The organism is Candidatus Gillettellia adelgis (assembly GCA_020541285.1).
GTDB lineage: Bacteria > Pseudomonadota > Gammaproteobacteria > Enterobacterales > Enterobacteriaceae > Gillettellia > Gillettellia adelgis.
In genome coordinates this window covers 890,889-909,419 of record CP047043.1, presented here as the reverse complement: position 1 = coordinate 909,419, position 18,531 = coordinate 890,889, and the positions used below count along the sequence as shown (strand labels likewise).

At 30.7% G+C, this 18,531-nt stretch carries 3 protein-coding genes; all 3 read right to left on the bottom strand.

The window, feature by feature from the left end; all coding sequences use genetic code 11:
* Window positions 1-2,350 precede the first annotated feature (2,350 nt).
* Complete coding sequence (locus GIY03_RS02015; protein WP_457913477.1) at window positions 2,351-3,202, bottom strand: PA4780 family RIO1-like protein kinase; 852 nt, start codon at window positions 3,200-3,202, stop codon at window positions 2,351-2,353.
* Window positions 3,203-3,594: 392 nt separating this feature from the next.
* Window positions 3,595-4,473 (bottom strand): protease HtpX, encoded by an 879-nt coding sequence (gene htpX / locus GIY03_RS02010; RefSeq protein ID WP_457913476.1) that lies wholly within the window; start codon window positions 4,471-4,473, stop codon window positions 3,595-3,597.
* Window positions 4,474-8,582: 4,109 nt separating this feature from the next.
* The gene (gene infA, locus GIY03_RS02005) at window positions 8,583-8,801 is read right to left on the bottom strand and encodes a translation initiation factor IF-1 (RefSeq protein ID WP_457913475.1); all 219 of its coding nucleotides are present in this window, start codon (window positions 8,799-8,801) and stop codon (window positions 8,583-8,585) included.
* Between the last annotated feature and the right edge of the window lie 9,730 nt (window positions 8,802-18,531).

Here is an 18,531-nt window from a genome sequence, read left to right as displayed (position 1 = left end):
TATATATTGGTTATCTTACTTGTTGCTGTAACTAACTAGTGTAAGTGCTATGGATTATGCACTATATTTATCATATGAGTTATGAATTTGATTGATCTAATGTAGTCTATAGTTATATGTAAACGTTACTTTAGTTAATTACTAACTTAGTTATCAATTATTAGTATTCCCGAACCTTTTAGTATCATTAGTGCATATTTGTATTACTAAGCATTTTAAATCTGTTCATACGCTTACTCCATTTAATAACTAAAAATCTGCATTAACTATCGAGTACAAGGTAGAGGTTATACTTCTTTGATCAATAGATAGTGAGATATGATGAGTATTTTATATACAACTAATCGTTAGCTATTCAGGGCTATGACTTTAATCAAATTATTTAAGTCATTTGCCTAAAGCAGTGTCTCATATATTAATATATCGGTAAATATCCGAACATTTAGATAGTGCCTCAAGCTCTGAACTGCAACAGTTATTATATTGTATATAGACTATAAACTTTCACTTCTTAGCAAATAATCTTTCATAATATCACTAGGCTATGATGGGTAATGAATGCTCAGATATCTACTATGTCGTGCTGTATATAATGTAGTGTCTACGTCTACTACTATGATTATAGTGATAGTGCTTCTGGTATCATAAATACAGAAAATACAGCAAGATATAATGAGTCTATAGGAGTTTACAACACACTATCATAAAAACACTACAATAACAAATGCATTGTGTTTTTTGATAATATGTACCTTTGATACACAGTATCCATTATTGTATCATTGTTTATAAGGAATAACTTGCGTATAAAAGACTCAGAATAGTCGTACTTCTAGAGCATTGTGAAGAGAATGAAACTTGAAGGATATGTTCTACCATTTTTTGTGAATACAAGATATGCATAAATCATAAGAGCGTTTTCTCATTTAATGAGGAGTCATGTATTTGACTATGCAGTAAGATTTGCATGATCTCTGATATAGCAGGTGACTTATTATATAAAATTGGTAAAAGATAAAGTGATATTAAGCACTGCTCAAATTCAGCATCTGAGCCCTCTCTAAATTACTCTAATTTAGAGTTAATATAAAAGATATATCGGTAATGCAGAAGCAGGAGAGAAAAGTGTTTATCTTTTCTAAAAAGTATTGTTTAAATAAAATATTATTTACTTGAAATCTAACATACACTCAAAAAAGCAAACCACTGAATAAAATCAAGAATAATTCTTAGCTCCTTCAAACTTAAACTTTTAGTTAATTAAATATAAATCATTGCTCTATCCCAGCACTTAGAATACCACGAGTCATATAATGCACTAAGGAAAAGTATTCGATCTGATGTAGTGCTATCAGAAAATAAGGTGCATGGTTTTTATATGGACGTTACATCGCATGTAGTAGCTATTTCTGCAGTAATAGCGAGTTCATTCATGATAACTGCAAGAAAAAATACAACATATAGTATAGTGATACTAATATATATTGTGTTTTTAATCCTAGGCTATTTAGTGGGTTCATTATAAGCATATCGACGATAGATAGTGATGTTATATTGATTAATATCAGGTTTCAGTATCAATATCATTCATAGAATACACTCATCATAAAATACTACAGCATATAACTGCCAGAAGAAGATTATGGATAATTTTGTTAATATTGTTCATTATACATCTGATAAATTCATGATCATTTTATATAAACGACTTATTAAAATCAAACTATGTCGTGGTAGTTTCTGGTGCTGCTTTTTAATTATTACTAGCTGTTACTGTATTGTACAATGTGTATTGTTTTCTGAAATCTTCTGAATAAATATATGAATTCTATAAGTATTATATAAAATCATTATTCCTCGATACTCTTAATAAAATTAATAATATCAAGGGTATATATTGTCTAGTCGGGTGTGTTATATTAAAGTGGTTTTAACTGACATACAGTTGACCAGTTAAGTAAGAATTCTATTTAACGATATGCGATATTTCTGAGTGTTCTTCTTAAAACTTCAATCACACTGATTATTTGTTGTGTTTGCACCGCATGATTTAGCATATATCACTATAACAATTACCAATGCTTACTTTTTATAATGATATACAGAGGTTGTTTATAAATCATGAAGTGTTCTTAACAATTACAAATATATAATTATTATGTTTAACTAATTTCACTTAAAGTAAAACAGATGTTAGTTTTTGCTCAGTGCACTTATTTACTAAGGAAAATGTTTAATAATAAGTAATGTGTTAACAACAAGGTCGTTTTATCTAACGTCAACGATATTAATATCAGTTTTCGTTACGGAGCCCTTCAATGCCATTTGCTCATCACTTCAAACATCACTGTTATGGTTTAATTTTTTTATGTGACATCAGTTGTTGCTGATGTTCTTCGCTAGTAATATGAATTTCTGCAAGAACGGTACTTATATCGGCACAGCTAGCTTTCCTAATGAACTGTCCGCTTAGTACGCTATCTGTAGTGAGCATGCCTGATTGATATAATTCCCAGATTTCCTGCGCATATGTGCTGCTATGAAGTTCCGGTGCGTATTGGCTATAATATCGTGATATATTGTGGATATCGCGCTCAAACATACTTTGAGCGTAGCGATTAGTAGTTGCATTAACCACTTGTGGTAGATCAATAATTACTGGCCCATTATTATCCATTAGTATATTGAACTCGGATAAATCACCATGAACCAATCCGATACATAGCATCCGTACTGCATAGTTTATCATCAGTTGATGATCAGCCCGCGCTTGCTTTGCCGTCAACGTAACATCACTCAGTCGTGGTGCTGCATGTCCTGCTTCATCAGTAATCATCTCCATCACCAACACATCATTCATATAGATAACTGGTTGTGGCACGCGGACTCCAGCTTGGGCTAGTAGGTATAGTGCTTCCATTTCAGTCTTTTGCCAGGTATTTTCTTTCTGTGCACGGCCAAATTTAGAGCCTTTTTTTATGGCGCGTGCACTACGACTATTTCTAACTTTACGGCCTTCCTGATAGCGTATAGCTTGTTTAAAATTGCGTTTTTCTGCCTCTTTATATATTTTAGCACAACGTATTTCTTTATTACAGCGCACGATAAATACATCTGCTTCTTTACCACTTTTTAAACGGCGTATGACCTCGTCAATTAACCCGTCATCTACTAATGGCTGGAGTCTATTTGGAATTTTCATGCAGCCTGACACCTTATTTAGGCGTTAATATAAAGGGTTTATATAATTTAATTAAGTGACATTGTATCAGTACAGTTATTAGCTGTATGTAAACTAGCTTATTTTCGTTTCAATGTTTTACCTAAATAAGTAATAAGTAATAAATACTTCGTAGAAGTAAATGACAGTTGTTAGAGTAATATACATGCTATTTAAATGGATGCTAAACAGATTTATCATTTTATACCATCTTCTAGAAAACTTTAGTATAACTGGTATACAGAAAGGTGAGATAAGAATAGCACCCTAATGTTTAACAATCAGTTTTATGTGTCACTACAGAACACATAAGACACAAAGAAGCTGAGTGGTTCTTAGGTTTTTAAAAATTCAGGCAACCTTATTGTAGATGATTAATTTAGATATTGTCCACAACGCAAGGCTTGAATACGTTGGTCTAATGGTGGGTGTGACATAAGTAGTGCGCTAAATGACTTAGATTTACCGTGGATGCAGAACGCCATCAAACTATCTGCTTCTTGTGGTTCATGGCTAGCTTTTAAACATTGTAATGCAGCAATCATCTTGTCGCGACCCACGAGTTTTGCAGAACCCGCATCAGCATAGAACTCACGGCGACGCGAGAACCACATAGTAATCATGCTAGCTAAAATACCAAATATCAGCTCTAGTGCCATTGACAAAATAAAATAAATTAATGGATTGCCGTTATTATCTTCTTCGCTATCACGTTGGTTCAGGAAGCCAGCAGTTACTTGAGCGATCAAACGTGATAGAAAGATAACAAAGGTGTTAACAATGCCTTGAATTAGCGTCATAGTTACCATATCGCCGCTAGCGATATGGCTAATTTCATGCGCGATAACCGCTTCTGCTTCGTCACGACTCATGTTTTTTAGCAAGCTAGTACTCACAGCAACGAGTGAGGAATTACGCCGCATACCAGTAGCGAATGCGTTAATGTCGGGTGCGTCATAGATCGCAATTTGTGGTATGGAGATACCTACTTTATTTGACTGACGACGCACTATTTCTAGTAGCCATTTTTCTGTTTCGTTACGAGAATATTTAATCACTTCTCCACCAACGGCACGCAGTGCCATCCATTTGGACATAAGCAGCGAAATAAAAGCACCACCAAAACCAAAGAGGGCGGCCATAATCATCAAACCTTGCCTACTACTAGATTGGATTCCTGTTAAACTCAGAACTAGTCCAAATACTAACATAACTGCCAGGTTTGTAAGCAAGAATAAAGCTATACGCATCATAAAATATTTCCTCATAAATGTTAAAATACTATTGACGCTACTCCGCTAAAGCTAGATGCGGGTATCGATCATAATTTCAAGTATTATATGTTATTAATCTGCTGAGCTATGCTAGAGCTATACGTCAAGGTGCATGCGTTCACTCTTTTTGCCTTATTTATTTTCTGGAATTCATTGACAGAGTCAATCACTATCATTTTAAGTTATAAGTTGCAGCGCCCTATACTAACTATTTTAATAAGTTTTTAATGCATTTATCACCCTGTGTTTGCTGTTTTGACAGTTTACATTATTTAGGGTGTACCCCGCGCTTATCGTGTAACACATATTATATGCTTCATGAGCATCTATATGCATTATGCATCATGTTAGTTTTAAATATAAGTAATTTTTGCAACATCGTATTTTTTTAAAATTTTTCCTTAGAGTGCATAAAATTTGCGCAAAGATTTAAATACTTGATAAAGGTAACTGAGGAAAGAACACTGTACAGATAGCTGTCTGTGTAATAAAGGTTAGTAAGCAGTTTTACTGGTTATATTAATACTACACAGACAGGTGATAATAAATTTAGCAGTCTTAATTGGTAGTGACTAGTCTTAAGTCAGCTAATTTTAAAGATATACTAAAATGTAATCTGCTGTAGATGATTTTATATAGAACTAGATCATATGGTCGATATTCTGCGTAGATTGTTGAGTTGCTGTAGTACTTTATGAGTCGGTAAAATAATGATAACGGCGTATCACGCGATATATATCGTTGTTATTACTATTTTATGCTTCACTAGATTGCATAAATAACGTTTTTATGTACAAGTTGGTAATATAGTATATCTTGCATAATACATAAAATTCCGGAAGTTTAAAAGTATTTACCTGGTAAGTGTTATTATTTTAGCTCACATATTATACTATTTTCTTAGTATAGTTAACTCTTTAATCCTTTTGTCTTATTAGCATTGGTTATTGTGAGGAGTTATACGAGTATTAACTACATTAATATCAGCATGTTCATATGCTGCGACTTTATAGTGTCAAGCATCTGCATCACTGAATTTTTTAACGTTAGTAAGTCGGATGTGATATAGAATGTGATGCATGCGTTATCATCATCACTAAAAGATTAATAATTGTGATTTTACAGTTTATTTGACATTTTTTATGATTAAGCTTTTATATTACAGATAAATATTGCAGTAGATAACATTCTAGGTGCTCTTTAATATGAGTGTAATCTGTTTGTCATGCAAGTAATGTTTCCTTGGTGCAAGTTAATTACTTTAAATATACTTTTATCTTAATATCTTGCATCGACGTCAATTGTGCTCTTTTCCATGATTATCGTTTTTCTTATCACTATTAGTTCATGTAGTACGATAAAATTTATTAAGTGATAGCTATTTATTTGCAATATTTTATCTATCTCTGATCAGAGATAGATTATTTGGTTATTTAAGGGTTTGAGATTAGATTAGAAGAGGCTCAGAATAGGTAATGAACTTATGCATTAATTAGAGATATGTGTGTATTTGTTGCTAACTGAAAATATTTATTTATTATTTTATTGTATTTTCTGAATTATAAGCGCAGAACATTTCATTAGTATGTTTTAGATTTTTCAAGTGATTTGTGCAACTAGTTTAGGATTAATATATCGAGTATTACTCGATGCTCTTGCAAGTAATCTAATTAACCTAGAGTTGCAACTATAATGTATTTTAAAGTCAAAGCAATACCGATATTACGTGATCAGGTGTATTGTTTTCCCTAGTAATCAAACATATAAGTATAACTTTACAACAGTGTTTTCTGGATAGATTGCACATAGTGGAAATATTTACTTTAATTGTTTTAGTATTGTACATCTTTTTATAGGTTTACTATTTTATGTTTACAGCAAGTATTAAGTGACAGCTTTAGCGTTACATTTTGAGGTAATTTAATACCTATCTTTGATGGTCTTGATTAAAATTACACAATGATAATAAAGCAAAAATAAAAAAATGAATGTATCACGAACCACTATGGTTCGTTGCTTCATACGGTTGCAGTTTTTAGTAATACAGGTCTTAATGATATTTCTCCACAATTATCTTGACTCGTTATGATGTACCGTTATTCTTAACCTTATAATATTTGAAGGCTTTCATGGCTTGTTTGTGCAGTAGTACTGCTCACATTAGGCGCTTAACTTTAGGTGTTTTTACCTGATAGTTTATATCTATCGTACTTAAAATCGACTATGTGTTAGTTGTTTTTAAGGTATTTTAGTTATGGATCTACATAAGTAGTTGTTAAGGATTTATATCTTTGTTTTATAACACTCAGTCTAGTAGATTATTGTCATGCTATGTACGTTATCATCTGAGTAATATGTTACGCTGTTTTCTTGTAACTTATATTATAGAAAATATAGATACGCAATAGAAAAAACTTGACTATTCATTGATATTCGAAGCAATTAAACGATTGCTTGATGAGGATTATATTAGTTAAGGAGCATTTAAAGATATCAACGCGAATCGTTTAATTATTAGCTTATGAATAAAGTGTTTTATCTTAAATAACAAAGAAAAAACACCAGGCGGTGTATTATAAGTGCCCTAAAATAAATAACGCATAAATCTATAAAATCTACTTCAATAATAGCTTCGGCTAAGATATATCTCTTAAAAAGATGGTTACGCTATTTATGTCTGTTTTAATTAATATTTTTGATAGTGAATAGACTAAGAATAATTCCTGTTCTTACTATGCCGGATGTTACTGTGTATTATGATATTGATAATTAATGGTATTACCAAGATGCATATCTTGTATGCTGACTATGTCATTTAACATAATATTGCAAAAAATATAAAGTGTCAATGAGACTCTCTTTTGTACTAGAGGGATGATTTTGACTATAATTTATATGGCGGATTAATATAAATTATTGATCAGTTCACTAGATAATAAACGTTCTAGAACGTGTTAGTCATTTGTTTCTAATGCAGCAGTGTAAAGTTGAGAAAATAATTTTTGTAATCCCTAGTTATTGCTTTGCTCGTAGTGACAGGGATTGATAGATCTATGTGTGGTAGTGTTATTAAGATAATCATAGATAAGTGAGAGGTTAATCTATAAGTGGTATTTAAGTTATTTTTTGTTAGGATGATACACTAAGAGAGGAAGATTGTATTAGATTTAGCACTAACTTTAATAAAGTTTAGATATTTTATGGTGTTGATAACACACTATTAGTGTCATATCGCACGGCACGCAGAAAGGTTCTTATACAATTAGTACTAGCGTCAGTTACTATGATATTAGCGCATAACATATAACCTTAGTCGATGAGATGACGTGTGAGATATCAGTTGGATATAACGATATCAGGGTTGTGGAGATGGGATAGTAGTACTAATACACTACTAGTACTGTGTTAACTCAGCATCATTTAAGATTTTCTATATTATTTTTATAAGACAAGTGGACGTTATTGATATTATAATTTAAACTTAAATTAAGTAAATTTAGTAGGTTCATGAAGAACTAAATAAAGTGGAAAATAAGTTTTCTATTAAATTTAGAGAGATAACAAAGCAAGTAAGTATTCAGTGTATTCTTACATGGTAAACGTTATTAAACATAAAAATATCTTGTTGAAGAGTTAACTATGAAAAGCGCTACAGCCTATCTATAGACCTATAATTTTCCTACATTCACGCGTGTAATGTGTCGTGTAATACAAATAATTAGCAACCACTGCCGGTTTATGAAGTGCTGTTTAATTGATAGATGAATATTAATTATTCAGGATTAGCATATACAGGCAATATAATAGAAAGATTATCTCTTTAATTGTATTAATATGCAGTGTGACTAAGAGGAAGTGCATGAGTATCGTAAGCACCTCCAAGGTTTAAAGGGTAGTACATAGTCTGATGGGTAAAGATTGAGTTGACAAGACAGGTCAAGAGAGATAATGTTTCGGTATTTTATAAGTGAAATTTATGCATAAATATGTTGGTTTTGCTGTTGCTTGTGCCAAAAGAATACGATGTTAATATTATTATAGGAAGGGCAGTATTCTATTGATGCTGCCCTTTGTGACTCATATGCTAATCAGCGGCTTCGGAAGACAATGCGGCCTTTGCTCAAGTCATATGGGGTGAGCTCTACAGTAACTTTATCGCCGGTTAGAATACGAATATAATTTTTTCGCATTTTACCGGATATGTGCGCAGTTACGACATACCCGTTTTCTAATTCAACGCGGAACATAGTGTTTGGTAGTGTATCAAGAACGGTGCCTTGCATTTCAATATTGTCTTCTTTAACCATTCAATCTCCTAGATATCACATTCTTAATATGTAGTTGGCAAAATCATGTTGCAACATTAAGTTATATAACGTAGTATAAATAAATCTTACACTTTTTCTAAAATAAACTTATTTAACCGAGGTGCAGCTTACTATAGGACTAATGTAGTCTGGTTAGCAACTCTTGCTAACAGTTTTATTTTGAACTGCGCTTAGCTGTTATAAATTTTCTGCTGCAATAATTTATTTTTCGCTATCTGAACTAGTGTGAGAGTTAGGAAAATGAAAGTCAATGAATTCTCTGCAATAAATCGAAAATACTAAGATAAAATTATTGAGTATCTGCAGATACTGTAATAATATCGCGAAAGATTAGTGTGTTCTATAAAAGTTATTCTTTTATGTACTGCGTACATCGATTGATTAGTTAACCTTATTTCAGGTTGTTATGAATAAGTATAGTTTAGAAGATATTATTTAGATATGTATACAACATATTTAGATGCTACATTATAGATTAATTGGAAGTTGTGTTAATATCTATCCGGTATGATTGTTGTGCATGATGATTGTCTAATCGTTATGCATGTTATCTTGTAAGATATGCTGCGATAATATAGTGTATAAGAAGCAGTATATTCTTCTGTTTGCAAACTTTTCGCGTATTTAGTAACTAGTTTTAGTATATTGATTATGATAAACCAGAATTCTAGATATTCTCGGCGGTAATAACTGATATGATTAGGTATTCTATTTGCCTTGTCTGTCATAGGATACGCATTCTTAATGCTGATATCATATTAAATGCTTCATGGCCAAGCTGGTTATGTATTTATGACTCCCTATATTTTTTTGAAGGATAATGAATTACATCGTTAATCAATTCCATTGTTATAATACTGTGATAGCTAGTTAAACTGCTATATAGACTGTGTGTTATATTATTCAGTACTCACTGATCTTTTGGTACGTAAAGGTTTCATGAAAGCAAAGAGAGCGTTTAACAATACAACTAGAATGGTCTTCTCAAAAACTAGACAAAATTTTTCCATTTACACTGTCATTATCTGAGCGGTAAAGCATCGCCTGTCTATCTAAATACAGTCGGTAGATTGAATAATCTCTTTGATAGTCTTTCATAGATATATGTGCGGTATTTACATTAGGAATTTTGTTTGTATAGTACCAACGGTATGTTAGAGTTAATAGTGTCGTCTACTATCAAGAGTTTTATTGTTGATTGAATTTGCTCGATAATCTTGTAACTTATTCGTTACTGAGTCAGTGAGGTGTATTACAGGTACGTGTTTTTATAAAGGTGAGTTTTTAGTTAGTATAGATGATAAAATCATGGGTTGTTGTTTTCTTGAAGACTTGTATTATTGTGTGGTGTTAAACAACTAGTTTACTTTTTATGAATAGTTTGATGAACGTTAAATAAAAATGTTAACACATAGAATACGTGGTTGATATTTGACTTAGATTCATTGATTTTTAGGGTTTGTCGATAATTTTCTGTTGAGATAGAAGAGTTATTTATTAATTACGTTTTCCAGTCTTCAGTTTTAATTGATAATTATAGATGAATTATATTATTTTGCTAGTGTGTTAACAACGTCTGATCGCTTTCATTAGGATATGCAATGTTTTTAGTAAAAATAATTTTTTAGATTTTACAAGATTATGCACAAATGCAATCTAATATTATTAAAACAACTATATGCTTCATTTACTCTATGGGTGCCATTTAAGCATCATTGTTCTTTTAATATATTTCAGCGTTTAAATTCTTCACAAGAACTATCTAACAGTATACTGAGAGGTATTACTTGCACTAAATACTTGCGTATTTAGAGGAGGACAATATTATTAATACAAGAGTGGGAACATATTAAAAAATTAATCTACTTATTAAATTATTCTTTAATTTAAGTAGTTTGTTAGAACCGTCTGATTGTTATGACGCATATGTCCTAGGACTAGTAGGAACAGTGTTGTAACAAAGAAATATTTATATTCAATATTGATTTTGCGTAGTGAGTAGCGCGGTAGAGACGGGTAAATATTCTATTCCATAAGCTAATACCTCTATTCTGGGTAACAATGACTTATATGTAATGATAGATATTTAGTGTTCTGCGTATGTAACTATGTAGGTATAGTTATATTGTATTTTTTTCAAAATTTGTAGCACAGGGATTATTACAGTGATATTTAATTAACATTAAGTATCACATCGGTCATCAAGCATTGCGTCTATAGAACATAATAGGATTACAATTAACTTACAGTTATCACATTCCAGCGGCAACTTTATTGGGCAGTAAATATGTATCAGGTGTGATGAGTCGTGACTTTGTATTCTACTATGCAATTTAGCTGGTCTTGTGTTAGAAATTAAATAGTAACCAGTGATATGATTGGTAATTTTATTAAATTAGCACCATCCTGAAGATTCAAGGATTGCTCTACTAGTTTTAAGGAAAAGTCCTTTTATTTCTGATGAGTCTGTCAAATATTTTAGCGTACTGTTTAGTTAGTCTGTATATTATTGACGATAAGTACTATATAGATATATAAAAACAGACCTGAGTATTTCATTTTTGAGGCAAGATTGTTGATAAGTACAGTTATTATCAGGTATGCAATTGTACATCTAAATTTATAGGATATTAATCTGGTTTTTTAGTGCGATATTAGGTGTTGATCAATCAGCTGATCAAGCACTGTTTATTATGTCATTCGGTATTTGTAGCCGATTTTTATAATTATTAGCTGTATACTTTTGGGGGTCAGCGCACAGCATCAGCTATATACTGTTTATTAAAGGTAATGTTGTCTATCGCATTAAAATAGCAAGGAACACTGTTGACATAGATTTATTATTTGACTATGTACAGCTGTATATTAAGGTAAATTACTAGACATGAATGTTATACAGAATAGTTTTATATAGCACTATTGTGTATTGGTTTTGATTGTATTGATTAAAATTTATAAACATCTCTAATATTAATATATTAATAAGTATTAATTGTACAGCGGCTCATTATATAAAAGCAAGTTATTATTATATGAGGCTTAAAATAACTGAATCGTTTTTTTGAAAGGATGTGATCAATGATGCAGGTGATATTTACTGAATATGTAATCACCTAACGTAACTATTAGTTTAATAAACATTGTAACCACATCGTACACTTATAATAAATTGACAAATGACACTGTTATAGGTAATATATAGTGCAATTCAGAGTGTATTCAGTCTAATTAGGGAAAATATTAAGTTCCTTGTAGCTCAGGTATTTATTGCGTGCTAACAGAGTGTAGTAATAAAATGCTCAAGGTAGTTATTGCGTTTAATAATAAAGATATTGAGTAGTCTAATAATATCTTACTTACAGTAAGATATGTATATTAATTATCAATTTGAAAATAATGCAGTGGTCTTTTGTTGTGGTTGCTATAGAGATTTTGGGTATTCTCTATTTTTTTTAAAAAATATGACAGATAGCTGTAATACAATGCTGTAGTAATTAGCATATTAGTGATGTTAGCCTACTATTTAGGCAAGCTGTATTTAGTGTTTTATAGCAATCTTAAGTATCTTTTTAAAAGATCTTACTTATGACTTTATGGCATTAATTCTAGAAATATTCTATATAAATCAACTGTCCTGTGCATCACAGATGTTTCGCTATAATCCAGTATTTTTGGAGGAATAGCTGATTTATTTAAAATGATTGATCAGTTTTTCGGGTTTTTGATAAAAGGTTAACTATGAGTTCAAGGTGCTCAAATACGATAATTAATATACGACGATTAATATTGGATAAAATTGTATAACAAGGATGATCTTATTTATCAAGATTGCATAGATTCTTGAGAATCTATGCATATATTTGAAATTCTTTTACGGTTATATCGATAGTTTTGCACATACTCATTCTCAATAGTAGAATATTAAACAGCATACTTTATAATGTATTTATGGGTGATACTATTTTCTGTGAAAACCTGGTGCTTCTTCATTGACTTTACAAGCATGGATTGTGGATCCAGCGAGCATGATGTGCTTTCAGTTTAATGTATTATATTAATGGTTGTATAGTGGAGTAATAGTTTGCGACTGTTACTCTTAACAGAGAGATTAATTGTGTAATCTTTTTCTAAGTTTATCTATTATACCAAGCAAGAAATAGCCTATGTACGAAGTAGTGTAATTATCAGAGCATGATTTTAATTGCAAATAAGTAAGACAGTTAATTAGATATTCATCAAGCAACAATATATTGATAAGTTTATCACACGATAACATTATTTCCCTGCTACTTATAATAGATTATGAGATGACTCATGACTTGTTACTCGACTTAGCAGAACGACTAGTAAAAGCTTTTAAAATCTCGACTCAACTATAATAAGGCATCGGTAGTGCTTTTAGGTTAGCATGACTGAAGTTTAGGTGTATTGAATGAGCAGTATATAGTTGCGTATCTTACGGCTACTATTGCGTATCTGATTTAAATGATGAAAGCGGTTTTGTAAAAACCAGATAACTCAGTGGTATTAGGATTAGATAAGGTTTAATGAGACTGACTATTTTAAAGGCTATGTTCGAATCGTTATTAGTTTCGTAGTTAATACGTAAAATGGGTTGAATGACTTTTGTGAAGACCTTTACGGTTAACTCGATTCATTAGCTCGTCTTGCAGGGTGATTATTTAAGTTGGTTGTGATTGGAACCTCAGTGCAGTCACCATAATTACAATCCAGTAATACTACCTATATATATGACGTTAATCTAGCACTATAAAGCATAGTGATTAGCTAATGTTATACTACTTATTCAATAGTATAAGAAAGCTAAAAGAACACCTAAGTGGCAGATAGACACACTTCTTTGAGTAACATGATTTCTATTTATTAAGGGGTATTATATTGGCTACGAGTATCTGTTTTTGTAAATTATCCGCTTTATCTAAACTCTACTCAATTTACTAGTATTACATATACACTCTGATGGCATGACGATTGGTTACAGTTATTGCTTGAAGTTAACGAGATGCACTATTATTATCTGTAAGGTTGTGCAGTTCGCATCAATAGTATTGATGTAACACTTTGTTATCATAATAAAGTTTTAATCGTGCATATAAACTTCCTTGTAGCTACAGCTAGTTATAACGCTATTGCATAGCATGATCAGATCATCGTCTACTGTTCCTTTGGATTAGATTCATCAGAACAATGTCAGGACAATGTCATAACAGTGTTATGCAACATTCATATAACTAGATTTAGTCTACTGTCTAAACATGCATTAACAAACATTAAAGCAGGATGAGTAAGCATTGATTACTTTTAAAGCACCTGATATGAGGTGTGTTACTCTGGCGGGTTTTTGAAGGTAATGTATTCAATATTGTGCGTATTATCTAGAATAAGTATTAAGACGTTGATTAAAGAACCAGATATTCCTCTGGTTCTGCAGCACTTGAAATACGTATTTGTAAGCCAGTGTCCATGTTATTATGATTAGATGACATCTTAAAACATACGTACCGTATATTAATCTATGCTTACTTTACGTGCATTAAGTGAAAAGTTTATGGCTTTTATAACTGCTAGAATGTAGTAAAACTTTAAAGCTCTTTTATTTAAGAGAGTTTGCATCTTATTATTGTACTAAGAGTTATGCGATTTTATCATCTGTCATATAGGTAAATATCGAATATGTCTTTATACACTTTATGCGCTTTTAAAGTGATGCCAAAGATATATAGTGAGTTTACAATTTTTATATATGATCGCTTGCTAGTCGATCGCATGCTCTGATAAATGTCACTATGTAGTTGCTTTTCAGAAAATTGCTAATTGCTGATTAGCATAGATTGTATTTATATGTTACTGCAGCATAATATGGTTGCATTTTAGGCTGCATTAAAACACTGCAAAGTCAGTTATATGTGTTGTAAAATGTCCAATAGAATAAAGTTATCAAGCTTACTGTTTTTAAATTTTTTAGTTTTTTTAAGTATATAATCTTGCTAAGATTTTAATTTTATTGATATTTTTTTTGAAAAATTGTCGTTGAAACTTATCTTGACATCCCAAGATATCTACAATTTACTATCCTGAAGATAGTGTGCGTATTCCGTAGATTTATTGCGAGCATTTCAGTGCTGAGTATGTGATATAAAAGAGGAGTAGGTAATAAAAGACGCTTGTAAAAACGGGTTATCAATAGAGTAGAATGGTACACCATAAAGTACGTAAAATTTTCTTTCTCCTGCATAATATGAATTAGTCGATTGGTAATATGTATATCTTTTAATTCGTACTTGTACTGTGCGTAAATCTGGTAACTAGTATGGTGTAGATAGTTAAAATACTCCGAAATACTCAGATACATCTATACATAATATATACTAAGCATTAGTTGTTTGTAATATAGTGCTATTGGTTATACGTAAACTAGTATTGTGTACTGTATGTTCTATAATAAGAATATTATGAAATAAAGTAAATATAGTCAGATATTTACCTACTTGAATCATTAGGATTTATCAACTTTACAAGACGTAAAGGTTGTTTTTACGTAACTAATTAAAGCTTAAGCTGCAACGATAGCATATAACGGACAACTTATATATCGTGGAAAGTTATTTATTTATTTTTTAATGAATATGCCTGACATTAATTAGGCTTTATGACCATAAGAAATTGGTTGGCTTTTGTTTTAGGGATACAAATAAGTTTTGTATGACTATGCTATAAAAGTTTTCATGATTCTTAATATCTGCAGAATTTTCTTGTGTTTTAAAGTGCTGTTCTCGTAACATACTTGTTATTTCTAGCACGCTGATAGGTAAAATATTAAAAGTTTTTTAGTAGATTAATTGTACATTAATTATCAGTATAGGGCGTTGATTCGTCTTCGCATAATAACTGCATCTTTCCATGATCATACCAGGTGCATTCGTTGCATAAGTAATTACTGATGTTTGATTTATTATAGTAATGTTTATCATAAGGCCCATATTTCTTGATATTACACTGGTATCGCGCAGATGTTTAAGTAACTAACAGCAGCATTTTGTTATATGTGTTGATGTTGAACTGCTTAGGTAAGATATTCAAGATATGTCATGTCACTCTGTAAAATAAATATTGCATATATAGATTATATACTTTAATCGATCTAGAAAATTTCATAAAATAATAATAGTCAGTAATATTATCGCAATAGTGTTTATTGATCTTATCTCTTTTAAAGAGCTAGCTGTTATTATATTATCAGTATAAAAATCACTAGGATAATTTCTGTGTATATTCAGAAAAAATTTAGTGTGTTAGCAGTATTAGTTAAGCGGTCATTGTTTACGGAGTTTTGTTGTTTTAAAATTTTTCTCATTCGCTAGATGTTAGGTATCTAGCAGATTATTAGAGGTTTGCGCGCATTTACATAGTGCATTTGTCAATGCGCGAGGAATTTTTTGTAATATTCGATTTGTAATATTGTTCTTGCAATAAGCTCCAATAGATTTCTAGTGCCTGCAGCGATAAGAATAAACAGTCTTATAGTACTCATATGACTAACAGAGATGCTTTTACAAGCATGGAATTATATATTTTATGGAGTCTTAGTCTCTCTTAGAATGATTTGTAAAGAGATGTGTAATTGTTAGAAGTAATATAGTAAGGGTTCGGTGAAGGGTTATTTATGAAAATAATTCTCTGATATCAGGCCTTTAATATAGTTTACTGACGCTAGATACTATAGAGTAGTGCGTTATCTGCACAACACACTGATTTTTATAAGAAAATATACATTTATTGAATCATATCAATTTTCTAATATTTAGCTATTGTATCAAAGTGATCTATTAAACCCAAGAATCAAAACTCTTAAAAGAATAATTTTATTTATCCTGAGTAACACTAATATACCTATGTTTTTCTTATAATTTATCTATATTTAAGAAATATCTGTGCTATGTGACATCTATTAGCTGTTTTGCATATAAAAAAAGAAAGAGCCACTTCATCAAAGTGGTCGTTGAAAGGATCTTGAAATAGATAAAATATCCTTTTCTAAATTAAACAGGACAAATGTGTTGGTATTAACTGGTATCTTATTGATTGTTGTTCACTGATGTATGCTATGCAATCGTTGAAAAGAGTTAGGTTTAATGGATAATTATTTTATAATCAATAACAGTACCAAGACAGATAATGTATTTAATATTACACTAGATTAAAAGCAGCAAGCATATTAACTATCTTTTATCTTCTTATAAAAAACATTCATAATAGATCAGTATTTCTGGATAATAGGAGAAAAAAGAATCTACCTAACAATTGTATTTCTTTTTCTTATGTGCGGTGATAAGAAAATCTCATTACGGTAGTAATCTGCTAATTCTATTGATCAAACAATAACTGTTTAGATGATATGCAACAGTATATCGTTCTACACACAGTTCTTGTAAAAACTTCTTTCATTATATGAATATCATTAATTTAAACGAATTATTATTCCTGCTGCATCCAGTTGTATATTTATTAATGCTAATATTGTTTAGAGCATGCATTCAATGTATACTTGTTTGTTCCCAACGCGCACTTTAAGAGTCAAAGAGTATACTGCGATATGATAAGAATCAATATAGTGATTTAATTAAACTACTTATTATAGGTTAGAAGAAGCCTCGACTACGCTAGGAGGTATTTTAGTTTTAATAGGAGAAAATTCAGATGTAATATATTATATAGTAGCACTCCTAAAGTTTACGCGATTTGATGTATATCAAGCAAAACCGCTTCATTAAATAATTTTACATCACATATGCAGTATATGTGATACTCACTCAGTCCAATAATAGTTAGACTGAGTGAGGTAGTAACTATATTGACACTTAAAACCGATTACTAGATTTAATCTAAATATATACTGATTTTAGTTTTAAAATTGCTTAAAATAGTTTTGTATGCCATCATATAGTATTAAAAATAATTAGAAAAATTGCTATGAATAAATTATAAAATTTACCTTGTCGCAATTAAAAACTATATAGTATACTAATAAATAGCTCATTTGTTCTTGCTAACTAACTCTAGGAAATGATTAGATCCTCAATGAATACTAATCTAGCTGTATTTTACACTATCACTATAAATATATTTTATATTATAACTAATATAAAGTAATTCATCAGAATTCACAAATTTTAAGTACGACTCTCATTATCAAAAATATTTTATTTGCTTATTATGCATGTCATTTTAACTTCCTGCAAAATCATATGTATTTAACCGGTTAAGTATAGGAATATTCTAGTAATCCTGTTACTCTAGAGTGATAGGATTTTATCCTTCGTATATTACTTTGCGCAAAATGTTTTAGAATAATATAGGTAAATATAGTCATAAGCGCAAGGAATATTCAGTGGCGCAACGATAAGAGTCGATTGTAACAGAAAAATAAATTGTTTGCTATACGACATTCAGTTGTTGTACTAAAAAATTGCAAGGTTAAACAGTATGCATAGTTAACCCTGTTAAATTTTCTTGATGCTTTTTTACTTAAATCAAATACCTTTAAATAAAATGTACTTTTTAAAGTATATATCCCGAGCGCCGTATTTAGCAATTTTTTTTTGGAAAGAGCGTGGATATTAAATAGATTGCATAGATAAATTACTAATAGAGCATTGTTATTAGTGGTTATACTTTGTTAGGCTATAAA